This window comes from Flavobacterium sp. 2, from assembly GCF_049949195.1.
Lineage (GTDB): Bacteria > Bacteroidota > Bacteroidia > Flavobacteriales > Flavobacteriaceae > Flavobacterium.
Genome location: NZ_CP188206.1, coordinates 1,010,348 through 1,033,774 on the forward strand (window position 1 = coordinate 1,010,348; position 23,427 = coordinate 1,033,774).

The 23,427-nt window shown below is 31.9% G+C and carries 26 protein-coding genes; 19 read left to right on the plus strand and 7 right to left on the minus strand.

From position 1 onward, the window contains the following. The first annotated feature begins 168 nt into the window (after positions 1–168). Positions 169–867: a LytR/AlgR family response regulator transcription factor gene (locus ACNFIH_RS04150; protein WP_026729423.1), complete on the plus strand. Its 699-nt coding sequence runs from the start codon at positions 169–171 to the stop codon at positions 865–867. On the opposite strand, the gene priA is transcribed toward ACNFIH_RS04150, so the two are convergent. The 5 genes from priA to nadC form a co-directional block, all read right to left on the minus strand. Continuing rightward, positions 864–3,314 (minus strand): replication restart helicase PriA, encoded by a 2,451-nt coding sequence (gene priA / locus ACNFIH_RS04155; protein ID WP_426485615.1) that lies wholly within the window; start codon positions 3,312–3,314, stop codon positions 864–866. The genes ACNFIH_RS04150 and priA overlap by 4 nt on opposite strands. Before the next feature lie 28 nt (positions 3,315–3,342). Continuing rightward, positions 3,343–4,089 carry a subclass B1 metallo-beta-lactamase gene (gene bla-B1-FLAV / locus ACNFIH_RS04160; protein ID WP_426485616.1) on the minus strand — a complete coding sequence of 249 codons (747 nt, stop codon included), beginning with the start codon at positions 4,087–4,089 and terminating at the stop codon, positions 3,343–3,345. Between the two features lie 12 nt (positions 4,090–4,101). Beyond that, positions 4,102–4,530: a DUF2147 domain-containing protein gene (locus ACNFIH_RS04165; RefSeq protein ID WP_426485617.1), complete on the minus strand. Its 429-nt coding sequence runs from the start codon at positions 4,528–4,530 to the stop codon at positions 4,102–4,104. A gap of 1 nt (position 4,531) precedes the next feature. Beyond that, positions 4,532–5,455: a YihY/virulence factor BrkB family protein gene (locus ACNFIH_RS04170; RefSeq protein ID WP_035648244.1), complete on the minus strand. Its 924-nt coding sequence runs from the start codon at positions 5,453–5,455 to the stop codon at positions 4,532–4,534. Positions 5,456–5,539: 84 nt separating this feature from the next. Further along, positions 5,540–6,397, minus strand: a complete 858-nt coding sequence (nadC, locus tag ACNFIH_RS04175; RefSeq protein ID WP_426485618.1) for a carboxylating nicotinate-nucleotide diphosphorylase — start codon at positions 6,395–6,397, stop codon at positions 5,540–5,542. 202 nt (positions 6,398–6,599) lie between these two features. Between nadC and ACNFIH_RS04180 the strand changes: the two genes are divergently transcribed. The 8 genes from ACNFIH_RS04180 (at position 6,600) to rlmH (ending at position 12,479) form a co-directional block, all read left to right on the plus strand. Beyond that, entirely contained in the window at positions 6,600–7,700 is a 1,101-nt protein-coding gene (locus ACNFIH_RS04180; RefSeq protein WP_426485619.1) for a DNA alkylation repair protein, read from the plus strand. A 19-nt stretch (positions 7,701–7,719) separates the two neighbouring features. Beyond that, positions 7,720–8,085, plus strand: a complete 366-nt coding sequence (locus ACNFIH_RS04185) for a hypothetical protein (RefSeq protein ID WP_426485620.1) — start codon at positions 7,720–7,722, stop codon at positions 8,083–8,085. A gap of 195 nt (positions 8,086–8,280) precedes the next feature. Further along, positions 8,281–9,162 carry a pirin family protein gene (locus ACNFIH_RS04190; protein WP_142449299.1) on the plus strand — a complete coding sequence of 294 codons (882 nt, stop codon included), beginning with the start codon at positions 8,281–8,283 and terminating at the stop codon, positions 9,160–9,162. A 2-nt stretch (positions 9,163–9,164) separates the two neighbouring features. After that, positions 9,165–9,560 (plus strand): OsmC family protein, encoded by a 396-nt coding sequence (locus ACNFIH_RS04195; protein ID WP_426485621.1) that lies wholly within the window; start codon positions 9,165–9,167, stop codon positions 9,558–9,560. A 5-nt stretch (positions 9,561–9,565) separates the two neighbouring features. After that, positions 9,566–9,850, plus strand: coding sequence for a GNAT family N-acetyltransferase (locus tag ACNFIH_RS04200; RefSeq protein ID WP_426485622.1), 285 nt, complete (start codon positions 9,566–9,568; stop codon positions 9,848–9,850). A gap of 235 nt (positions 9,851–10,085) precedes the next feature. Further along, entirely contained in the window at positions 10,086–11,501 is a 1,416-nt protein-coding gene (locus ACNFIH_RS04205) for an adenosine deaminase (protein ID WP_426485623.1), read from the plus strand. A gap of 126 nt (positions 11,502–11,627) precedes the next feature. After that, a complete protein-coding gene (locus tag ACNFIH_RS04210) occupies positions 11,628–11,930 on the plus strand; it encodes an antibiotic biosynthesis monooxygenase family protein (protein WP_426485624.1) in 303 nt (100 codons plus the stop codon). A 75-nt stretch (positions 11,931–12,005) separates the two neighbouring features. Then, positions 12,006–12,479 carry a 23S rRNA (pseudouridine(1915)-N(3))-methyltransferase RlmH gene (gene rlmH, locus ACNFIH_RS04215; RefSeq protein ID WP_035648259.1) on the plus strand — a complete coding sequence of 158 codons (474 nt, stop codon included), beginning with the start codon at positions 12,006–12,008 and terminating at the stop codon, positions 12,477–12,479. A gap of 40 nt (positions 12,480–12,519) precedes the next feature. On the opposite strand, the gene ACNFIH_RS04220 is transcribed toward rlmH, so the two are convergent. Continuing rightward, entirely contained in the window at positions 12,520–13,167 is a 648-nt protein-coding gene (locus ACNFIH_RS04220) for a hypothetical protein (RefSeq protein WP_426485625.1), read from the minus strand. Positions 13,168–13,313: 146 nt separating this feature from the next. After that, the gene (gene folP, locus ACNFIH_RS04225; RefSeq protein ID WP_426485626.1) at positions 13,314–14,138 is read right to left on the minus strand and encodes a dihydropteroate synthase; all 825 of its coding nucleotides are present in this window, start codon (positions 14,136–14,138) and stop codon (positions 13,314–13,316) included. Between the two features lie 225 nt (positions 14,139–14,363). On the opposite strand from folP, the gene ACNFIH_RS04230 reads away from it, so the two are divergent. From ACNFIH_RS04230 to ACNFIH_RS04275, 10 genes are all read left to right on the plus strand, one after another. Continuing rightward, on the plus strand, positions 14,364–14,903 hold the full coding sequence (locus ACNFIH_RS04230; protein ID WP_035648267.1) for a DUF1599 domain-containing protein: 540 nt from the start codon (positions 14,364–14,366) through the stop codon (positions 14,901–14,903). Between the two features lie 76 nt (positions 14,904–14,979). Continuing rightward, complete coding sequence (locus ACNFIH_RS04235; protein WP_426485627.1) at positions 14,980–16,101, plus strand: BT_3928 family protein; 1,122 nt, start codon at positions 14,980–14,982, stop codon at positions 16,099–16,101. 107 nt (positions 16,102–16,208) lie between these two features. Then, a complete protein-coding gene (locus ACNFIH_RS04240) occupies positions 16,209–17,693 on the plus strand; it encodes a hypothetical protein (RefSeq protein ID WP_426485628.1) in 1,485 nt (494 codons plus the stop codon). Between the two features lie 68 nt (positions 17,694–17,761). Continuing rightward, complete coding sequence (locus tag ACNFIH_RS04245) at positions 17,762–18,430, plus strand: alpha/beta hydrolase (RefSeq protein WP_426485629.1); 669 nt, start codon at positions 17,762–17,764, stop codon at positions 18,428–18,430. 307 nt (positions 18,431–18,737) lie between these two features. Next, positions 18,738–19,238: a TlpA family protein disulfide reductase gene (locus ACNFIH_RS04250; RefSeq protein WP_035648277.1), complete on the plus strand. Its 501-nt coding sequence runs from the start codon at positions 18,738–18,740 to the stop codon at positions 19,236–19,238. 49 nt (positions 19,239–19,287) lie between these two features. Continuing rightward, positions 19,288–20,040: a triose-phosphate isomerase gene (gene tpiA, locus ACNFIH_RS04255; protein WP_035648280.1), complete on the plus strand. Its 753-nt coding sequence runs from the start codon at positions 19,288–19,290 to the stop codon at positions 20,038–20,040. A 153-nt stretch (positions 20,041–20,193) separates the two neighbouring features. Continuing rightward, positions 20,194–21,027 (plus strand): 50S ribosomal protein L11 methyltransferase, encoded by an 834-nt coding sequence (gene prmA, locus ACNFIH_RS04260; protein ID WP_426485630.1) that lies wholly within the window; start codon positions 20,194–20,196, stop codon positions 21,025–21,027. Positions 21,028–21,059: 32 nt separating this feature from the next. Next, the gene (locus ACNFIH_RS04265) at positions 21,060–21,335 is read left to right on the plus strand and encodes an ATP-dependent Clp protease adaptor ClpS (RefSeq protein WP_035649330.1); all 276 of its coding nucleotides are present in this window, start codon (positions 21,060–21,062) and stop codon (positions 21,333–21,335) included. Between the two features lie 64 nt (positions 21,336–21,399). After that, positions 21,400–22,683, plus strand: coding sequence for a sterol desaturase family protein (locus ACNFIH_RS04270; protein ID WP_426485631.1), 1,284 nt, complete (start codon positions 21,400–21,402; stop codon positions 22,681–22,683). Then, a complete protein-coding gene (locus ACNFIH_RS04275; RefSeq protein ID WP_426485632.1) occupies positions 22,680–23,357 on the plus strand; it encodes a lysoplasmalogenase in 678 nt (225 codons plus the stop codon). The genes ACNFIH_RS04270 and ACNFIH_RS04275 overlap by 4 nt, the downstream gene beginning before the upstream one ends. Positions 23,358–23,427 lie beyond the last annotated feature (70 nt).

Consider the following 23,427-nt stretch of genomic DNA (forward strand, 5'->3'; position numbering starts at 1 on the left):
TTTATTTGTTAAAATTGGGTGCAAAAGTAATCATAAAATTTAAATAAACAACACATTTTTGCTTTTATTCGTCATACTGCAAAAAATATATGCTCAGTTTAGTTTTTTTTACAAAAAAAATAATACTTTTACTAATGCTATCCTGAATTTATTCTAAATTTAAATGTTATGAAACTAAACTGTGTTGTTGTAGATGATAGTTCTATACAGAGGACCATTATTGCAAAATTAGTTAATAATCACCCAGGTTTGCACTTAATCGGGGACTTTTCTAATGCAATAGAAGCAAAAAGCTGTATCTCTTTAAATAATATCGATTTAATATTTCTTGATATCGAAATGCCTGTTATCAATGGTTTTGACTTTCTTGACGGACTAAAATCAAAACCTCAAATTATATTTATCACTTCTAAAGCAGAGTATGCTTTAAAAGCCTTTGACTATGATGCCACCGATTATCTGCAGAAACCAATTGCTGTGGATCGATTCAACGCTTCTGTCAAAAGGGCAATTGATATGCATTTACTTAAAAAAGAAGTCAAAGAAGAAGAAGGAGAACATATTTTCATTAAAAGTAATCTTAAAAAACTAAAAATCTTTACTGCTAAAATTAAATGGATCGAAGCATTTGGAGATTATGTTAGAGTAGTTACTGAGGATGATAGCAATTTGGTACTTTCAACAATGAAATCTTTTGAAAACGATTTATCAAAAGACAAATTTATTCGTGTACACAAGTCTTATATTATTAATATTGATAAGGTAGAACGCTTCAACAGCAAATTTGCAGAGATTGGAATTACAAAAATTCCGTTAAGCCGAAATAAAAAAGAAGACTTAGTTAAAGCATTATCTACTTCGTCTTAATAGAAATCGACATTCACAACAACTTTTATAGCTCTGTATTGAGCAACAGCTTCAAAACTATTCAGCATTTTCTGAATAGTTTTTTTTGTGTTTCCTAAATGCAGGTTTTGCGGAATCTTAATTAATATAGTTCGGATATACTCATTTCTGATTCGGCTTATTGCTGGTTCTTCCGGACCTAAAACCGGCATATTCAAATTCTGACTCAAAACCTGATACAGCCACATTGATCCTTCTTTTAATTTATCAAAATCCTTATGTTTTATAGTAAGTTTTATAATTCTGAAATAAGGCGGATATTTATAGATTTGACGGTCGTATAATTGCTCCTTATACATACCTAAATAATTATGATTGGTAACCTGCTGAATTGTATTATGATTTGGATTATAGGTCTGAATCACAACTTTACCTTGTTTTTCTGATCTTCCCGCTCTTCCTGCAACCTGAGTCATCATTTGGAAACTGCGTTCAAAAGCTCTAAAATCGGGATGATGAAGCATATTATCGGCATTCATAATTCCAACCAGACTTACATTATCAAAATCCAAACCTTTGGCCAACATTTGTGTTCCGACTAAAATATCAATTTCTCTATTTTTAAAAGCATCGATGATTTTCTCAAAACCAAATTTTCCTCGCGTTGTATCCTGATCCATTCGCGCCGTTTTTGCTTTTGGAAAAAGCGAAACTAACTCCTGCTCTATTTGTTCGGTTCCAAAGCCTTTTGTTGTCAAATCGATACTTGAACAACTGTGGCAATTCGTTGGTTTTGCAATCGAATAACCGCAATAATGACAACGCAATTGATTTTTAAATTTATGAAAAGTCAAACTCACATCGCATTGTTGACAATGCGGAACATGCCCACAAGTTAAACATTCTATTATAGGAGAATATCCTCTTCTGTTTTGAAACAAAATTACCTGTTCACCAAAAGACAAAGCTTCGGAAATTTCTTCAATTAAAAGATCGCTAAAATGTCCGGTCATTCTTTTTCTGAAATGTTTGTCTTTCAAATCAACCAAAACAACTTCAGGCATACGAACATTTTTATAACGTTCTGTAAGCGTTACTAAACCGTATTTATTATTTTGTGTATTAAAATAAGTTTCAATACTTGGCGTTGCTGAACCTAATAAAACTTTGGCATTATGAAAATTAGCCAAAACTATTGCAGCATCTCTTGCGTGATATCTTGGCGCAGGATCTGTTTGCTTAAAAGTTTGCTCGTGTTCTTCATCAACAATTAATAGTCCTAAATCATTGAAAGGCAAAAACAAAGCCGACCTCGCTCCTATTACAATTTGTGCTTTTTCCGAATTTTCAAGCGTTTGTTTCCAAACCTCAATTCTTTCATTATTGCTGTATTTGGAATGAAAAACAGCTACTTTATCTCCAAAATGAAGCCTTAAACGAGAAACTAATTGAGTTGTCAATGCAATTTCAGGAAGCAAATACAGAATCTGTTTTCCTGTCTGCAGATATTCTTCAATTAATTTGATATATATTTCAGTTTTTCCGCTTGAAGTAACACCATGAAGCAGACAAACTTCTTTTTCAGAAAAACTCTCTTTTATTGCAAGAAAAGCATTTTCCTGCGCTTCACTTAAATGAAGTTCTTTTTCTGATTTTTCTCCATTAAATGAAACTCGATCGTGCTGCAAATAATACTCTTCAAAGATTTCTTTTTCAATTAAAGCCTTAACAACTGCTGATGTCACATTCGCGACTTCAGTAAGTTTTTTTACTGTGATTGGCTTTTTTTCTGAGGCATTTAGCTGAAAATAAGCCAAAACAATTTCTTTTTGTTTATTGGCACTTTTCAACACTTCAAGCAATTCTGCTAAACCATTATCAGAATCATATTTGGAATGCAATTTTACATACCGAACCAATTTTGGCTTGTAGTTTTCTTTTATTTCTTCTTCTAAAACAATAATATCTTTGCTTATCAATTTTTGAAGAACCGGAAGTATGTTTTTCTTATTTAAAATTGAAGTAATTTCCTGAACCTTCAATGAACTCTGATGCTGCAAAGCTTCATAAACCAAAAATTCATCATCTGAAAGTTCACTATCATTTACAATAACTTCTGGTTTATGCGAAACTATTGTTTCACTTTCCAATAATAATCCGCTTGGAAAGGCACCGCGATAAACATCGCCAATTCCGCACATATAATAATTAGCAACCCAAAGCCAGTGTTTTATCTGAGTTTCGGTTGCAATTGGTTTTTCATCTAAAATCTGATGAATTTCTTTGGCATCATATAATGTTGGCGCATTTTCATGAATGTCTAAAACTAGCGCTGTGTAAATTTTATTTTTACCAAAAGGTACCGCCACTCGCATTCCTTTTTTAATGAAATGATATTCAGCCTCAGAAATTCGATAAGTAAACGTTTTTGCTAAGGAAAGCGGTAAAATAACTTCGATAAAAAACATGCAACAATTTTAAATATGATTTGGAAAATTATTTTTTTCCTGAAGATTTTTGAGCCAAATACTCATCAACTAATTTCTGAGTATGATTTAAAGATTGAATATTTGTCCAATCTTCATGACCCGGAATAATATACTTTGGACTTTTAAATTTCGCTTGTACTTTTTTAATAGATGTTTTCCATTCTTTAACATCGGAGTCACCTAAATAACCAAGATCCTGCGCATCGGCACTTTTTATAAAACAAGCTCCATAAAGTACTTTTTCTTGATTAAACCAAACCACAATATTATCTGGCGCGTGCCCTTTTCCTGGATAATAAACCTCAAAAGTATGTTGCCCAACAGTAAAAGTTTTGTCATTAGGAATTATGAATTCAGCTCTCAGTTTCTTTTCTTTTTTCAGAATATCATCCGTCAACTTAATAGAATACGTTTTAATTCCTTTTTTTCTATAAAAATCAAATCCGCCTGCGCGATCATCATGAGAATGCGTAGCAAAAAGCATTACAACTTCTTTGTTATGTTTTGTCTTTATACTATCCAACAAAGGCTGAAATTGTGTTTCATCCCAAGGCGCATCAAAAAGAACAACACCTTTATCTGTGACCAGATACATGGCATTGGCAGAAATCAGCGTTCCTTTATAATCATGAAACGTTTTATAAACATAAAAGTCACCTGTAAGATGACTTATTTGTAATGGCGAATTCTTAGATTGTCCAAAAGCATTTGAAAAAATCACTAAGAATAAAACTATCGAAGCTAATTTTCGCATTTATATTTTAATTTAGTTTTTTACGCGTGTCCAGTACTGTGTTCTGCCCATTAGAGAGATTCCAACATAACCACGAAGTTTCAACTTATCTGCAGAATCTAAAGTGATATAACATTTGTACTTTTTACCATTTGTCGGGTCAAGAATAGTACCGTCATTATATTCACTTCCGTCTTTTTTAAGACCGTTAATAATCACCATTCCTAAAATTGGTTTATTTTTTTCAGCACCGTCACACTTAGAACAAACATCTTTTTTATGATTCTCACGAAGTATTTCTACTACTTTACCGTAAATTTTTCCTGATTTTTCGTAAACCTCTACGATTGATTTCGCTTCTCCAGTTTCATCGTCAATTGTTTTCCATTTTCCAATAACACTTTGAGCCTGAACACTCATTGCGAAGAAAAAAACACCAATTGCTAACATCCAATTTTTCATACTATTTATTTTTTTTTTGTTTTAATTTTCTGATAGTAGCATTCAATTCGAACCCTAAAAGCAGAATCATACAGTTTATCCAAATGTAAAACATTAGAATTAATAATGTCCCAATTGAACCATAAAGTTCGTTATATTTTGAGAATTTTATAACCCAAATCCCAAAAAAGAATGAAGATATAACAATTAAGACCGTTGTAAAAACAGATCCAATGCTTATAAAAGGTACTTTATTATACTGTTTTGTACCATAACGCAATAATATTGAGGATGTTATCAAAATCATTAAAAGAACAAACAAATATCGACCCAAAATAATCAGCGGAATTCTATCACTTAATACATCCTGAATGATTGTTTTTTGAATAAATACCTCAAAAACGACAATCGTTGCCACCGTTACAAACAATATTATAGTCATAACAAGCGAAATTGCCAGCGCCACTAAATATTGATGCAAAAACCCACGTTTATCAAAAACATGTTTAGAGGATTCAAAACCGCTCAAGATTCCGTTAATACCATTCGCCATCAAGAAAATCGAAAGAAAAAAACCAGTTGACAATAATCCCGAGTGACTATTATTTAAGATATCGCTGATAATTTTGCTAATGGCATCATATGTATTTGGAGGAACTCCTTGTTGTACAAACTGAAGAAAATCCTCCTGAAAATTATCAATCGGGATAAAGGGAATTAAGTTCAAAATAAATAAAGCAAACGGAAACAAAGCCATAAAAAAGCTAAAAGAAACCGCACTCGCATGATACGAAAATGCGCCATCAATAATACCGATAACGTACATTTCGATCAAATCATACAGCGAAAAACCTTCCAGCCAAGGCAATTTTATTTTCTTTAAAAGTCGGGCGAAAGAACGCACCACAGGCAATTTCTCAATCCGAGCTTCTATCTCTTGCGACATATTTATTTGATTTTAGATTTCTGAGTTTAAATTTTAGATCACAAAATTCAACTCATAACTTATAACTCAAAACTCATAACTTAACTAAAACGCTTTCAAGCTCAAATCCATATTATAAACAGAATGCGTCAAAGCCCCTGAAGATATATAATTTACACCGCAAAGACCATATTCGCGAATGGTTTTTTCGTTGATATTTCCTGAAGATTCTGTCTGGCATTTTTTACCAATTAAATCGACAGCCTTTTTGGTATCTTCATAATTAAAGTTATCAATCAAAATTCTGTGAACGCCGTCGCTCAACAAAATTTCACGAATTTCGTCAAGGTTTCTAGCTTCAACAATAATCTTCAAATCTAAATTATTGGCTTTTAAAAACTCTTTGGTTTTTTTGATTGCAAGCGTAATTCCACCAGCAAAATCGATGTGATTATCTTTCAGCATAATCATATCATACAACGCATAACGGTGATTTTCGCCTCCGCCAATTTTTACTGCCCATTTCTCAGCTACTCTAAAATTTGGCGTTGTTTTGCGTGTGTCCAAAATTTTAGCGCCAGTTCCTTCTAAAAGTTGCATCAAATGATGAGTTTTTGTAGCAATAGCCGACATACGTTGCATAGTATTCAAAACCACTCTTTCCGACTTTAAAATCGATTGTGAACTTCCCGAAACCTCAAAAACAACATCGCCATATTCTACATGCGTTCCGTCTTCGATAAAAGTCTTTATTTTTAATTTTGGGTCAACAAATTCAAAAATCATTTTCGCCAAGGCAACACCCGCAATAATTCCCTGATCTTTTACCAATAATTTTGCCTGACCGTGAGCCGTATCTGGAATACAAGCCAACGAACTGTAATCGCCCGGGCCAACATCTTCTCTTATGGCATTGCTTATCAAAAGTTGTAATTCTGTCTGAAATTGCGCTTCACTTATCATTTTTCTGTTTTTAATAATATGCTAAATTAGGATATATTTTATGGATTTGAAAGTTTACTTAACATGAAAAATTTTTCAAAACATTAAAGTTTTCTTTTTTAACCATTAAGATATTCAGAAAAAAAAGTTACAATTCTTAACAAAATTTACCCCCTTAATAAGCGTTCAATTAAATATCTTTGAGGTTCATTCAAACAAAATCATGGGATTAATTAAAGATATTTATTCGGTTTCTTTTTACGAAAAATTTGGTCAGGCTGTCGCCGAAGTGCATCTAACATTCAACAAGCAAAAATTTATTGAGACCATTTACGAAGGTGATTTTGCGCAAAAAGAGTGGAAAGAAAGAATGAAACATACAACAGTTGTGTTTCACCAATTTATGCCTCAAAATTTTCCCGAAGCTGTTGCTGCAATTGATAAAATCATCAAAAATCTGAAAAAAAACAACTTTGCAGATAGCAATTTGGCTTTCATTTTTTTTGCTGATTATATCGAAATGTATGGTTTAGACGATTTTAAAACTTCGGCGAAAGCCTTTGTTTCCATTACGCAGTTTATAAGTTGTGAATTTGCCGTTCGCCCTTTTATTTTAAAGTATAAAGAACAAATGATTGATGAAATGGTAAAATGGTCTTTACATGAAAATCATCATGTTAGAAGATTAGCCAGCGAAGGTTCCCGCCCGAGATTACCGTGGGCAATGGCGATTCCGTTTCTTAAAAAAGACCCTACTTCTATTCTTCCAATTTTGGAAAATCTAAAAAATGATCCATCAGAATATGTTCGCAGAAGCGTTGCAAATAGTTTAAATGATATTGCAAAAGATAATCCACAAATTGTATTAGAAATTGCAAATAAATGGAAAGGCCACAGCAAAGAAACCGACGGAATTATAAAACACGGATGCCGAACTTTATTAAAACAAGGTCATCCTGAAATTTTAAGTCATTATGGCTTAGAAAGCACTAACATTGAACTTTCCTCTTTTGAAATCAAAACACCGATTGTAAAAATTGGTGATTATTTGCAATTTCAATTTCATTTAAATAATAAAAATGAAGAAGCTAAAACGATTCGTTTAGAATATGCTGTTCATTATAAAAAAGCAAAAGGACATTTGGCTAAAAAAGTCTTTAAAATCAGTGAGAAAATTTACGATCCGAATCAATTGACTAAAGTTGAAAGAAATCAGTCTTTTAAGTTAATTACAACGAGAGTTTTTCATACTGGAATTCACCAGTTGTCGATTATTATTAATGGAACTGAAAGTGAAGTTTTGGAATTTGAATTGATTGAATAACTTATATAAAAAAATATTCATGTGGTATACGAGAAAATTAATATTTAAGCTGAGTTTTTTATTTTACTTACTTCTTTCCTTTTTTATTTTCAGTTTTCAAACTAAAAATGAAGAGGTATTAATCGTTTCCTATTCTGCGATAAGCTGTCCTTGTGCTCAATGGAAAATCGAGAATAAAAACAATACTTCAAACATTTATCTTGAGAGAGTAAATAGCAAACTATTAGATGCTAATCATATTTGGGATGGAAAAACTTTACCTTTAAAATTAAAAATAAAAGGATATTTTAAAAAAGAATTAGGAATTCCTAAAGACTTTACAACTAAAGGAGATCCAAAACCTGCAAAAATATTTCTATATACTGAAATCAAAATAATCAAATAAAAAGTTTCCTCAAAACACTGATTACAAAATACATAAATATTCATTTTACGAATCTTATCCTTTTAAATCAAAACATAATCAACGATTTTCCTTACTTTTATAAATCTAAAAACAAGTTTCTTAATCTAAATTAAGTTACAGATTTCTATCACAACTGTAATTTTGTTTTCAAATCAAATCAAATCAAAATACCACATGTCAAATATCAGTTTAATTATCGAAGAACGCTCAGCCAATATTGGCAATTTTATGGTGGGACGTTTATTGCCTTTCCGCGAAAAAAGAGCCGTTGGACCATTTGTATTTATCGATCATATGGGACCTGCACATTTAAGTGATCATGAAAATATGGATGTTCCGCCACACCCGCATATCGGACTTTCGACATTAACTTTTTTGTTTGAAGGAAGCATTATGCACCGCGATAGTTTAGGAACAGAATTAGAAATAAAACCCGGCGCCGTAAACTGGATGACAGCCGGAAAAGGAATAGTGCACTCCGAAAGAACGCCAGAATACTTAAGACATTCAGACAAAATGCTTCACGGATTACAAATTTGGGTTGCGCTTCCAAAAGAATTGGAACAAATGGATCCGAATTTTACGCATGTTGAAGCTGATGATATTCCGGCTTGGGAAGAAGATGGCGTTTCGTACAAATTAATCGCCGGAGAAGCTTTCGGAAAAAAATCACCAGTTCCTGTTTATAGTCCGCTTTATTTTATTGAAATTAAAAGCAAAGAAGCTAAGAAAATCAATATTGGAAGCCATTTATTCGGCGAAAGCGGTTTGTATATTTTAGAAGGAAGCATCAAAAATGGCGAACATGTTTATGATCCGAGACAAATTTTAATTACAACTGAAGCTTCTCTTTGTGAATTTGAAATTTCTGAAAACTCTACCGTTTACATCTTTGGCGGACAACCATTTCCGGAAGAACATTTTATCTTTTGGAACTTCGTTTCTTCGGATAAAGAATTAATCGAAAAAGCAAAAAAAGACTGGACAGAACAAACTTTCCCAAAAGTTCCGGGAGAAACCGAATTTGTTCCATTACCTGAACCAAGAATCAAATAATTATGGATACAGTTTCAGCAAAAATAGATACACGTTTGTATCGCACGGAAATTACTTCTGCAAGCGGAAATGTTTTAATTTCGGATGAACCTCAAGAAATTGGAGGAAAAAATTTAGGGCTTAATCCGACAGAACTTTTGGCTTCATCATTAGCATCTTGTACATTAATTACTTTAAGAATGTACATTAATCGCAAGCAATGGAACGTCGAAGAAATCAATATCAAAATTGATTTTGAAAGAGATTCAGAACGAAATTGTACCTCATTTACCAGAAGAATTGAAGTAATCGGAGAAGTAGACGAAACGCAAAGACAAAGATTGGAAACCATTGCCAACAGTTGCCCAATTCACAAAACATTAATGCATTCAATAGAAATTAAAACGACACTAATATAATTAACATGGAAATTCAACAAATAAACGATACAAGAAGAGGATATTTTGAAGCTTTAGAAGACGGAAAACAAGCTGGAAAAATGACTTACACCTGGGCCGGAGATTCAAAATTCATCATAGATCATACAGAAGTTAACGAAGAATTCAATGGAAAAGGTGTTGGTAAAAAACTTGTTATGGCTTCGGTAGAATATGCAAGAGCTAACAACTTAAAAATTATTCCACTTTGTCCTTTTGCTAAAAGTGTTTTTGATAAGGTTCCTGAAATACATGATGTACTTTTTTCTTAAAGATGCTAAATTTCTAAGTTTTTTTTAACCGCAATCCCGATAGCTATCGGGAGCAAAGGATTACGCAAAGTTCGCAAAGTTTTTTTAGATAAAGCTTTGCGAACTTTGCGTTTATATTAAGTCCTACAGATAATAAAAACCTTGCGTTCTTTGCGGTTAAATTCCCACATCAAAAAATCGAATTTTAAAATCTCCGCAGAAATTCCTATATTTGCGCGTAATTTAAACTTAGAGTATGACAAGGATAATTACGCTTTTCTGTATTTTTATAGCACAAATCGGCTTTTCTCAATCGGCTGAAAGTTATTTAGAAAAAATCAGAAATAATGAAGCTCTCTTAACAGCTTTTTTTCAACAAATGCCAAAAGGAGGCGATTTACACCACCATTTTTCAGGATCAATTTACGCAGAACCACTTTTAGAAAGAGCCATTTCTGAAAACTTTTATCTTAATTTAGAAACTTTGGCAGTTTCAAAAACAAAACCTGAAAAAGGAAACTGGATAAATTTCGATAGTATAAAAAAACTCGAAAAACTGGATTATTACGAACAGCAAATCATGCAGACCTGGTCGATCAAAGATTATAATGGTTCTGTTCCTTCTGACGATCAGTTTTTTGATTCGTTTATGAAATTTGAGCCGACAATTCCAGGCCATTTTGCTGAAGGAATGCTCGAATTAAAAAAGCGTGCCGTTGCCGAAAATGTAAGTTACATCGAAACACAATTATCTACAATTCCGTGCGATATGAATGTTTCAGATTTATCGGATTTTAATTCAAAATTGCGTCAGGCATCTTCTCAAAAAGATGAAAAAGCAGTTCTAAAACTTTTAGACGATTTATACAAATCGCTTCAGAAAAAAGATGCCAAAAAATACGCCGAAGATTTCAATACAAATTTCTTAGCAAAACTTCATAAAGACTTAAAAATTGATGACGAAAAATTCACAATGCGTTATCAAAACTTCGTACTTCGTTTTATGGAACCTGTAGATTTATTCAAAAATCTGGTTATTGCTTTTATTTCGTCAAGCGAAAGTAAATTAACTGCCGGCGTAAACATCGTTTCTCCGGAGCACGGACAAACTTCTATGAAAGATTATTGGCTTCACATGGTCATGTTTAAATACTGCCACGATAAATTTCCGAATGTAAAATACACGCTTCACGCGGGTGAATTGACTTTAGGTTTGGTTCAGCCTGAAGAATTGACCTGGCATATTAACGATGCCATTTATGTTGCAGGAGCTAACAGAATTGGCCACGGAGTTGACATCGCTTACGAAGCAAATTCGTATAATTTATTGAAATATATGTCGAAAAATAATATTCCGATTGAAATTAATTTAGCAAGTAACGAATTCATTTTGAAAGTAAAAGAAAACAGGCATCCGTTTACACTTTACAAAGAATTCAATGTGCCAATTGTAATCAGTACAGACGATGCAGGAATTTTAAGAAGCAATATGACTGAACAATATGTTTTATTAGCTAAAAGATATCAAGATGTTTCGTATGCGACTATAAAACAATATGTTTACAATAGTATTAATTATAGTTTTATCCAAGATGAATCGGTTAAAAAACAATTGATTAAAGATTTAGATAATCGTTTTAAAACTTTTGAATTGAAGTTTTCTAAAAACTAATCTTTGCGAAAATTGCACGCAGATTTAAACAGATTTAAGCTGATAAACACAGATTTTATTAATAAAATATCAAAAATAACATCTGCTTAAATCTGTTTAAATCTGCGTGAAAAAACATTTACAATTATGATTCTAGAAGCCGTATATCTTTTTATAAAACCAGAATTAGTATCAACATTTGAAGCTGATTTTGCAAAAGCAAGTCAATATATTTCATCAATCGAAGGTTACTTAGGACATCGTTTAGAAAAATGTCTGGAAGTCGAAAATAAATATCTTTTATTAGTTGATTGGAATACATTGGAAGATCATACAATCGGTTTTAGAAATTCGGAAGCGTATTTGGAATGGAAAAAGCTTTTACATCATTATTATGAACCGTTTCCTGTTGTAGAACATTTTGAAACGGTTTTTGAAAATAAAAAATAGAATTAAAATTAGCCCACAGATTACGCGGATTAAACCGATTAACACAGGTTAAATTTGTGGTGAAAAATATTGAAAATGAATATCAAACTTATCGCAATAGGCAAAACAGATAATAAATCGCTTCAGACTTTGATTGACGATTATACCAAACGTTTGTCGTTTTATATCAAATTTGATTTGGAGATTATTCCCGATATCAAAAACGTAAAAAACTTATCTGAAAGTCAGCAAAAGGAAAAAGAAGGCGAATTGATTCTCTCAAAACTTTCTGCAACCGATCAGTTGATTTTGTTGGATGAAAACGGAAAAACTTTCTCCAGCGTTGGTTTTTCTGAAGAATTGCAGAAGAAAATGAATTCTGGTGTAAAAACATTGGTTTTTGTTATTGGAGGTCCTTATGGCTTTTCTGAAACGGTTTATAAAAAAGCACAAGGAAAAGTTTCGCTTTCGCTGATGACGTTTTCACATCAAATGGTTCGTTTATTTTTTATCGAACAATTGTACCGTGGATTTACAATTTTACGAAATGAACCTTATCATCATCAGTAATGGTTAATCGTTGATTTGTTTAATTGTTTAATCGCAGTTTCTAAAAAATGAATTCTTCGTCTTCATTTATAAAAACGAATAGAATCTTTTTATCAATTATAGTTTTTACTAAAATCTTACATTGAATATATTCTTCATAGCTCATGTTTTTATCATATGAAAATGTAATTTGAGCTTTTGGATTGATAACTAAACTATCTAAAAATGGTTTTAAATTACTTTTTGGAAAATCATAGGTTTTTCTTCCACTGTATTTTACCATTCCGTTCTTTTTAAAATACAGCTGGCTTCTGTTATTCGCAATTTCCATTTTATAATACACTTTCGTGAAAGGCAAAAAAGCTAAATTCTTTCCAATAGAATCAGCGTAAGAATAATAATTTTGTGCATTTTCATTTTTATGCGCGCTGTCGCCACGCTTTTTTTCCTGTAATTTCATTACTTCCGGAATTAGTAATTTTAATGGCAAACGTTTGTCAATGTTGAAAATCCAATTCGTTGAAATGATGCTGTTTTTTCGATTTACATCTGCAATTGTATCTTTTCCTTCGGTTTTAAAAAAGATGTAAATTGGCGAATGATCCTGAACGTCTTTTACAATTGTAACGTTTGATTTTGGGAGTAAAACGTCTTTTTTTTCTCCGCAGGAGAAAAGAATAAAAGCAATGATTAAGGTAAAGTATTTCATTTTATTATTAATTTTCACATACAGTTTGTCATTTCGACGAAGGAGAAATCACACTAGTATTTCCTCAAAGAAATTCGCCAATCTTTGTCGAGTTTCGAGTGTGATTTCTCCTTCGTCGAAATGACAAAACCAAGCGATTGTTTTAATTATAAATCTAATTTATTAAATAAAGCCACACATTCCACAGCCTCCTTAACATCATGAACACGCAAAATTTTAGTGCCTTTTGTCAACGCAATTGTATTTAAAAAAGTAGTTCCGTTTAAAGCTTCCTGAGCTGTAATATCAAGCGTTTTATAAATCATTGATTTTCTAGAAATCCCTGCTAAAACAGGCAATTCTAATAAATTAAAAAGTTCCATTTTTTGCATCACTTCATAATTCTGATCCGTTGTTTTGGCGAAACCGAAACCTGGATCGAGAATCAAATCGTTGATTCCTAAAGCTCTTGCCTTTTTTACTTTTTCTGAGAAATAAAAAAGCATTTCTTTTACAATATCATCATATTGCGTCAAACTCTGCATCGTCTGTGGATTGCCGCGCATGTGCATCATAATGTATGGAACGTTATATTTTGCAATAACCTCAAACATTTTATCGTCAAGTTCTCCCGCTGCAATATCGTTTATAATCGCTGCGCCGCTTTCTATACTCGCTTTTGCAACTTCGGCTCTGAAAGTGTCAATTGACAATAAAGCTTTCGGAAAATGCTTTAAAATCAATTCTATGGCTGGAACAATTCGGTCAATTTCTTCTTGTTCTGACACAAATTCTGCACTTGGTTTACTTGAGTAAGCACCAATATCAATAAAAGTAGCGCCTTCAGAAAGCATTTTATCAACTTGCGAAATGATTTCATCTTCGTTTTTATATTTTCCTCCATCAAAGAAAGAATTTGGCGTAACATTTAAAATCCCCATTACTTTAGGAATCGATAAATCTATAAGTTCGCCTCTGCAATTAATTGTCATTTGTTTATTTTGTTTCAGGTTTCAAGTTTCAAGTTGATGCAGATTGCGCAAGTTCTGGAACTTGAAACCTGAAACCTGAAACTTTTTAAACTACTTTCGAGTTTCAAGTTATAACCGTTAACACTTTGTTTAGAAAAAACTTGGAACAAAGAAAACCTGAAACTTGAAACTCTTGAAAAATTATCCTTATTTTTGGAAAAATTTAAGCAAATATACAGCATATAAATGAAGAATACTTCCCAAGAATTTGATAATGTTATCGCGGTTTGTCGAACCTTATTCATCAATAAAATGAAAGATTACGGCAGTGCATGGAGAATTTTAAGACTTCCTTCTCTAACTGATCAAATTTTCATAAAAGCGCAACGAATCAGAAGTTTACAAGAAAACGATATCCGTAAAGTTGATGAAGATGAAAAAGGAGAATTTATCGGAATAATCAATTATTCTATCATGGCTTTGATTCAGTTGGAATTGGGCGTTGTTGATCAGCCGGATCTTGACGTTGAAAAAGCAACCGAATTATATGACGCTAAAGTAAAGCTGACAAAAGACTTAATGGAAGCAAAAAATCACGATTACGGAGAAGCATGGCGTGATATGCGTGTGAGTTCTTTAACCGATTTGATTCTGCAAAAACTCCTTCGCGTTAAGCAAATTGAAGATAATAAAGGAAAAACTTTAGTTTCTGAAGGCATTGATGCTAATTATCAGGATATGATTAATTATTCTGTTTTTGCATTAATTCTAAATCCGATAAAATAAATCAAATTTCAAAAAAGAAATTCCAGATTCCAATGCTAAACTTGGAGTTTAGAATTTTAATACTTAAACATTTGTTATGAAAAACATCCTTACCCAATTCTCCCGCTTATTTGTCGGTGTATTATTTATCATTTCTGGATTAATCAAACTAAACGATCCTGTTGGTTTCTCTTATAAATTGGCAGAATATTTTAGCGAACCGGTTTTTAATATGCCTTTTTTAGAGCCATTGGCTTTAGGATTAGCTATCTTTTTAGTAATTCTGGAAGTAGTTTTAGGTGTAATGTTGTTGGTTGGCTATAAATCAAAATTAACCATTTGGGCATTATTGCTTTTAATCGTTTTCTTTACCTTCCTTACCTTCTACTCTGCTTATTTTGATGTAGTAAAAGATTGCGGATGTTTTGGAGATGCTTTACACTTAACGCCTTGGCAATCCTTCACAAAAGATGTTGTTTTACTTTTCTTTATCCTGATTTTATTCATCAATAAAAAATTAGTAAAACCATTATTTTCAAAAATGGTGACCAACATTCTTACTTTGCTAAGCATTGTTTTATGTGTTTTCATGGCAGTTTGGGTTTTAAACCATAATCCGATCAAAGATTTCCGTCCGTATAAAGTTGGAACAAACATTGAGAAAGGAATGGAAATTCCGGAAGGCGCACCAAAATCGGTTGTAGAAATGATTTTTATTTATAAAGTAAACGGAGTTGACAAAGAATTTACCGAAAAAGATTTAATGAATATTCCCGAAGGTGCAACTTTCGTGGATAGAAAAGACAAAGTGATCACTGAAGGTTTTGTACCGCCAATTCACGATTTCACAATGACAAAAGACGATTCTGATTATAAAGCAGAATTATTACAAGAACCAAAATTAGTGATTTTTGTTACTTACGATTTGGCTTTGTCAAATCCTGAAGGAATGAAAAAATTAGCAAAAGTTGCTGCGGATGCAAAAGCAAAAGGTTACAAAGTTATTGGAATGACGGCTTCTGGCGCGGAAGAAATTGCAAAAGCTAAAAAACAATATGGCTTGAATGTTGATTTTTATTTCTGTGATGCAACAGCTTTAAAAACAGTTGAAAGAGCAAATCCGAGCATTGTTGTTTTACACAAAGGAACTATTGTTCAAAAAGTACATTATAATGATGTTGATGATTTAAAGTTATCTGATGTTGCTTATGGGATTTAAAAAATCTTAACAATATAAATAACGCCAATATTTCTATTTTTTTTAGATATATTGGCGTTATTTTTTGAAAATCAAACTAAACCAACTCCAATTAAAAACAAAATAGAATGATAACTGCGATAAGAAAAAATTTGACCAAAACGTTTTATGAAAATCCTTTCCTTTTTTCATTTATAGTATTTTTACTTATTTATGCCGGTTATGATTATTCTGTTCACAAATCTTCTGGTACACATTTAGTTTCTCTTCAGGTTTTGGCATTAATTGCTGGTGTAATTTTTGAAAGTAAAAGAATTTCAAATAAATGGACAACATCAGTTCTTATAGGAATCATTTCTTTTGTTTTTATATTTTTCTTTGGTGTTTTTTTATGCATCATAGTTGGTGAATCAGATTGTAATCTTTCATTCATTTTGGATAGAAGTCTTACGTTTTGGCCTTTTATTTTCTTTGTCTTTTACGTTATGTATTCACGCATATTTAATGAACGAAATATAACGCCAAAATTAACCGAGGGAATAACATTATTTCTCTCGATTGCCATGATATACTGGGTAGCTGATAACGGATTAATCAACTTTGACAACATAATCTCCCAAACCATAATGGCTATTGGTATTTTATTTTCATTATTTTCTTTTTTTCATGCCTTTACAAGAACTTATTTGTCAGACAGAAACAAACTTATCCTAAGTATTTGGAGCTCAATAATCATGATGTTTTTTGCCGTAGATAATTTAAATTCAATTTATAATCAAAACATTATCAATTCAAATGATATCTTGCAGGGAATATACATTGCCATTCAATATTTTCTTTTAGGAATTTCAAGTATTTATATGATTCAGAATTTCATGATGCTTATTGGTTTTCTGCCAAGATGGAAAAGGTTTTTCAATTCAAGATATTTTAGAGAACTAAGAGAACTCAAAGACGAACATATTGATCGATATTCTGAAGAACAGGTAAATTATTTAGATTCTATATTCTGTATTGTTCTTATAGGTTCTGTTTTCTATTTAAACTATTACTATGAGTTTGTTTCCAGACAATTTATAATTTGGATAAGCTTTGTAATTTTTCCTGTGATTCTAAATCTTTTTAATCGTGTTACAGGAAAGAAAAGATTTGCTTATCTCCTATTTTTGGTTCTGTTTATTTCTTGCCAGAATAAAGAGGAAAAAACTATAAAAATCAATCCCGAGAATATTAGCTTAAATGAAGTTGTTTCGGATTTAACTCCAGAACAAATTGAAAAAATCAAAACTATTCATGCCATTTTTGCGGAAGTTGACAAAAGCAGTTTAGAGCAAACAATAACTGATTTTAAGAGAGATTTACACCCCGAAAATGAAATCGAAATCTGGATGCAGATGGCAGACGCATACAAAGGCTATCTTAGTAAAAACAAAAAGAATCTAGATGAAAAGAAAGAAGTTTTTAAACTGATTTTATCTCGTTCTATGATGAGTTCTCAAGAAACTTTAGAAAACACCAATTTAGAATACCTTTCTAAAAAAGACGCAGAAGAAGTTTTGAGTTTTTACAATGATACTCCGCAGCCATTAATTGTAAAACAATCAGCTAAATAAAAAGTATTTCCAGAACGGTTTTCTTTCTTACATTTGTTTAAACCAACTGTAAGAAACCAAACATTTCTATGAAACAAATCTCAAAGTTTTTATTTACTTTTTTAGCGGCTTTTCTATTCAACCAAGTAAGTTTCAGCCAAACTCAAACATCAAACAAAGACCAGCGTTACATCTTCTTCTTACACAATGCATATATAGAGCAAAATCCCTTAAATATTCCACATCCTGAATATGGAAAAGCGGAATACAACGAAATTTTGGCTTCTTTCAGAAAAGATAATTTTATCGTTTACAGCGAAATCAGAAAGAAAAATACAAATGCCTCTAAATACGCTGAAAAGATTGTAAAACAAATAAAAGCACTATTAAAAAAAGGCGTTTCACCAGATAAAATAACTGTAATAGGAACTTCAAAAGGCGGTTATATCGCGCAATTTATTTCTACTTATTTAGCTAATCCCAACGTAAATTTTGTTTTTATTGGCTGTTTCAGAGATGTAGATATTCAAGAATTCCCAGAGATTAATTTCTGCGGAAATATTTTGACGATTTATGAAAAATCAGATATTTATGGTGTTTCAGCAATTAAAAGAAAAGAAACTTCAAAACTGAAAATAAATCATTTCAAAGAAATAGAACTTAACACAGGTCTAAAACACGGATTTTTATATAAAGCTGCCGAAAACTGGATTGCTCCAAGCAAAAAATGGGCAAATGGAAATTATGATTTGAATTAAAAATAAAGCTTTCAATAAATTGAATTATTGAAAGCTTTTTTTATTGAAAAGCTGACGTTTTTTTAGTTCAAAACCCATTCTTAAAATCAAAATTTTACTTGTTTTTTCATCCGTTATAAAATCCAATTAAAAATTTACCGAATTTTAGCCTTAACTATTACGATTTCATTCTATTTTTTGTAACCCAAATTTCACATTTTGTTACAAAATAAACGATTCTTCAAATTTTGTTAATGTACAATTGGCATTCAATTTGTTTGTTTAACTTTGTGAATTCAGTACTAAATAAAAATAATTTTAATATAATATGAAACAATTAGCCCTAGTCGTTATTGCGTTTATTACATTTTCATGCTCACAGGCTCAGAAAAAAGAATTTTCAAAAGAAGCCTTGTCTGAAAAATTATTAGCTTCAGATGGAAGCCAGGTTGCCTTCAAAAGCATTTTGAAAAAATACAAAGGAAAAACTTTAGTTATTGAAGTTTGGGCTTCATGGTGTGGAGATTGCGTAAAAGCAATGCCAAAAGTAAAAGAATTACAAGCCAATAATCCAGATGTATCTTATTTATTCATTTCTGCTGATAAAACAGCTGATAAATGGAAAGCCGGAATCGAAAAACATGAATTAAAAGGCGATCATTACATGATGAATGACGGTATGAAAGGCTTATTCGGAAAAGCAATCGACCTAGATTGGATTCCGCGTTACATCATCGTTGATAAAAAAGGAAATATAGTGCTTTACCGTGCTATTGAAACTGATTTTGATAAAATCAACGAAGCTTTGAAAGGTTTAAAACAAGCTTAAAAATTACTTTAAAAAACAAAAAATTAAAAGAATAATAAAAACTACCAAAATGAGAAAATCGATTGTTGCAGGAAACTGGAAAATGCATAAAAATGCTGCACAGACTGAAGAATTATTGAACGAATTAATTGCTAAAATTCCAGCAAAAACTAATGCACAAGTAATTGTAGCGCCAACTTTTGTAAACTTACAAGCTGCTGCTACAAAATTAAAAAATACAACTATCGGAGTATCTGCTCAAAACGTTCACCAAGCTGAAGGTGGTGCTTTTACAGGAGAAATTTCTGCAGATATGTTGACAAGCATTGGTGTTAATACAGTAATTTTAGGTCATTCAGAGCGCAGAGCTATTTTCCACGAAACTGATGCATTAATCGCAAACAAAGTTGATACTGCTTTAAAACATGACATGACAGTAATTTTCTGTTTTGGTGAAGAATTAAAAGATCGCCAATCTGGAAATCATTTCAATATTGTTGAAAACCAATTACGTGATGGCGTTTTCCACATTGCAAAAGAATCTTGGTCGAAAATTGTTTTAGCTTACGAACCAGTTTGGGCTATTGGAACAGGAGAAACTGCTTCACCAGAGCAAGCTCAGGAAATGCACGAATTTATCAGAGAAGTTATCCGTAAAGCTTTTGGAGCTGAAATCGCTGATGAAGTTTCTATTTTATACGGTGGTTCAGTTAAACCAGACAACGCTAAAGAAATTTTCTCTAAACCAGACGTAGATGGGGGTTTAATTGGAGGTGCAGCTTTAAAAGCTGATGATTTCTTAGCAATTGTAACGGCTATCTAATTAAAATTTTAGATTTTAAAATCAAGCTTTATAAAAAAGCGTTCGCCGTGGCGAACGCTTTTTGTTTTTTAAATTATTCTTAAATTAAGAATGTTCTTTTAGTTTTTTAGACAACTTCTGCTTTCTATTCTTACCTTTGCAAAAATTTTTTTTATGTCAAATATATATTTAGGATATCATTTTACGATTGAGCCAAAAGAACTAGGATCAGAAATTTTAGTGGCAGAATTAGGCGAAAAAGCGTTTGAGAGTTTTACAGAAACTGAAAACGGAATTTCGGCTTTTGTGAAGAAAGATTTATGGGACGAAAATATTCTGGATGATATTTATATTTTACAGTCTGAAGAATTTAAAATTGAATATACCATTGAAGAAATCGATCAGATAAACTGGAACGAAGAATGGGAAAAGAATTTTGAACCAATTGATGTAGACGGAAAATGTCATGTTCGTGCTCCTTTTCATCCAAAAACAGATGCTGAATTTGATATTTTAATTGAACCAAAAATGAGTTTTGGAACTGGTCATCACGAGACAACTCACATGATGATTCAACATTTATTAGAAATGGATGTTAAAGGTTTAAAAACACTTGATATGGGATGCGGAACTGCTATTTTGGCCATTTTAGCCGAAATGAAAGGCGCTGAACCAATTGATGCAATTGATATTGATAATTGGTGTTATTTAAATTCTATTGAAAATGCTGAACGCAATAATTGCAAACATATCAGCGTTTATGAGGGCGATGCAGCTTTATTAGCAGGTAAAAAATACGATTTGATTATTGCCAATATCAACAGAAATATTTTATTGAATGATATGCAAGCTTATGTTGATTCTTTGAACCCAAAAGGAATTATATTATTCAGCGGTTTCTATGAAGAAGACATTCCATTTATCGATGCATCCTGCGTTGAAAAAGGGTTAACGTATGTTAAAAAATTTCAAAGAAACAATTGGGTTTCATTAAAATACGTAAATTAGTCACAAGTTACAAAGTACAAAAACCAAATGAGATGAGTACTAAAGAAAAAGTAAAAGAAAGAGTTCGCGAGAAGGAAGCAACAGTTTTTAATAACGAAATTATTGTTTATAATGACGATGTAAACACTTTTGATCATGTAATTGATACTTTAATGCGTGTTTGCAGCCATACCGCAGAACAAGCAGAACAATGTTCCTTAATTGTACATTACAATGGAAAATGCACTGTAAAAACGGGTCCGCTTGACAAGTTAAAACCGCAATGCACACAACTTTTAGAAGCTGGATTGAGCGCCGAGATTGTTTAATCGCAAATAATTTAAAAAGCATTCTATTTTATTCTATATTTGGATAAAATAGAATGCTTTTTTTATGGAAGAATACGGAAAAATATTAATCATTGCGATGCCTATTTTTTTGGCCTTAATTATTATTGAAAAAATTTACGGCATTTATAAAAAAAATGACACTGCACCTTTAATCGACAGTGTATCGAGCATCAGTTCCGGAATCACTAATTCGGTAAAAGATGTTTTGGGACTTAGCATTACTTTTCTTTCGTATGAATGGCTGGTTTCTAAAATTGCTTTACAACATTTGGAACCAAGTGTTCTCTCCTATTTTATTGCTTTTTTTGTAATTGATTTTTATGGTTATTGGAGTCACCGCTTAGCGCATCAAATCAATTTTCTTTGGAATAAACACGCCATTCATCATAGCAGCGAAGAGTTTAATCTTGCCTGTGCGCTTCGCCAGCCAATTGCAAGTTTAGTAAATCTGTTTACTTTTTTGCTGATTCCCGCAGCTCTTTTGGGAGTTCCGGCTTCTGTTATTGCCATTACGCTTCCTCTGCATTTATTTTTGCAGTTTTGGTATCACACCAAACATATCAACAAAATGGGATTTTTGGAACATATTATCGTGACGCCATCACATCATCGTGTGCATCACGCCATAAATCCGGAATATTTAGATAAAAACCATTCGCAGATTTTTATCTTTTGGGATAAACTGTTTGGTACTTTCCAAGCTGAATTAGACGAGGTTCCACCGGTTTTCGGAATTACAAGACCGGCAAATACCTGGAATCCAATCAAAATCAATTTTCAGCATTTAACACTTCTTATCAAAGATGCGTGGCGTGCCGAAAACTGGAAAGACAAATTCACAATTTGGTTTAAACCAACTGGCTGGAGACCAGAAAATTTTGAAGAAAAATATCCCGTAAATAAAATCGAAAATGTTTTTGAATTTGAAAAATATGGAACTCAAAACTCTCAAAAACTCATTTATTGGTCGGTTGCACAAGTCTTGATTACGCTTTTGTTTGTGAGTTATCTTTTTGACAATATTGCCAAAATTGGTTTGCCAAACATCTTCATTTACGGATTTTTTATTTTTATAACAATTTATAGCTACAGCGAGTTAATGGACAAAAGCAAATATGCCATCTTTTGGGAAGGATTCCGTTTTTGTACTGCCGCAGCAATTATAGTTTACAATGGTGACTGGTTTGGCTTAAATACTATTTTTTCATTAGGTAATTTTGTCATTTTAATCTATTTGGGTTTATCATTTTTAACCACAATATATTTTGTAACCGTTGATTTTAAAAATAACCAAAACCAAACCATAAACTCACTCAACCCCTTATGAGAAACGCTACCTATTTTAAAATTTACCTCGCATTTTGCCTCGTATACCTCATTGTTTTACTTTTGGGGTATGAAAACTTAGATTTGTTTTTAAAACCAATTTTAATTCCGTTATTGAGTTTCGGAATTTATTTTTACAGGACATTCCCAACAAAAAACATTCTGCTCCTTGCGCTGCTTTTTTCATGGATAGGTGATGTAATTTTGCTTTTTACTGACTTAGGTGAAATTTATTTTATTTTAGGATTGGTTGCTTTTCTTATTTCACACATTACTTATTGCGTTTTGTTCAACAAACAGAATAGAAGACAAGTCAAGAGAAACTTAGTGTTTTTTGGAATTGGAAGTGTTGTAATTGCCTTTTATTTAATTGGAATGCTTTCGCTTTTATTACCCACTTTAGGCGATTTGCAAATTCCGGTGATTGTGTATGCAAGTGTCATTTCAATTATGCTTTTATTTGCTTTTAATGGTTATTTAATTTGGGAAAAACGAGGAAGTTTATATGTTTTTTCAGGAGCAGCGGTATTTGTCATTTCTGATAGTATTTTGGCCGTAAACAAATTCTACACACCAATTGAAAAAAGTTCGTTTTTCATTATGCTTACTTATCTTGTGGCACAATATCTGATTGTAATTGGAATATTGAAACTGAATCCAAAAAAGGCAGAATAACATTTATAGATTTCTATATTTTAAATCTTTAAAATGATTTATCTGATAGCTGCTAGCAGTGACGGGAAAA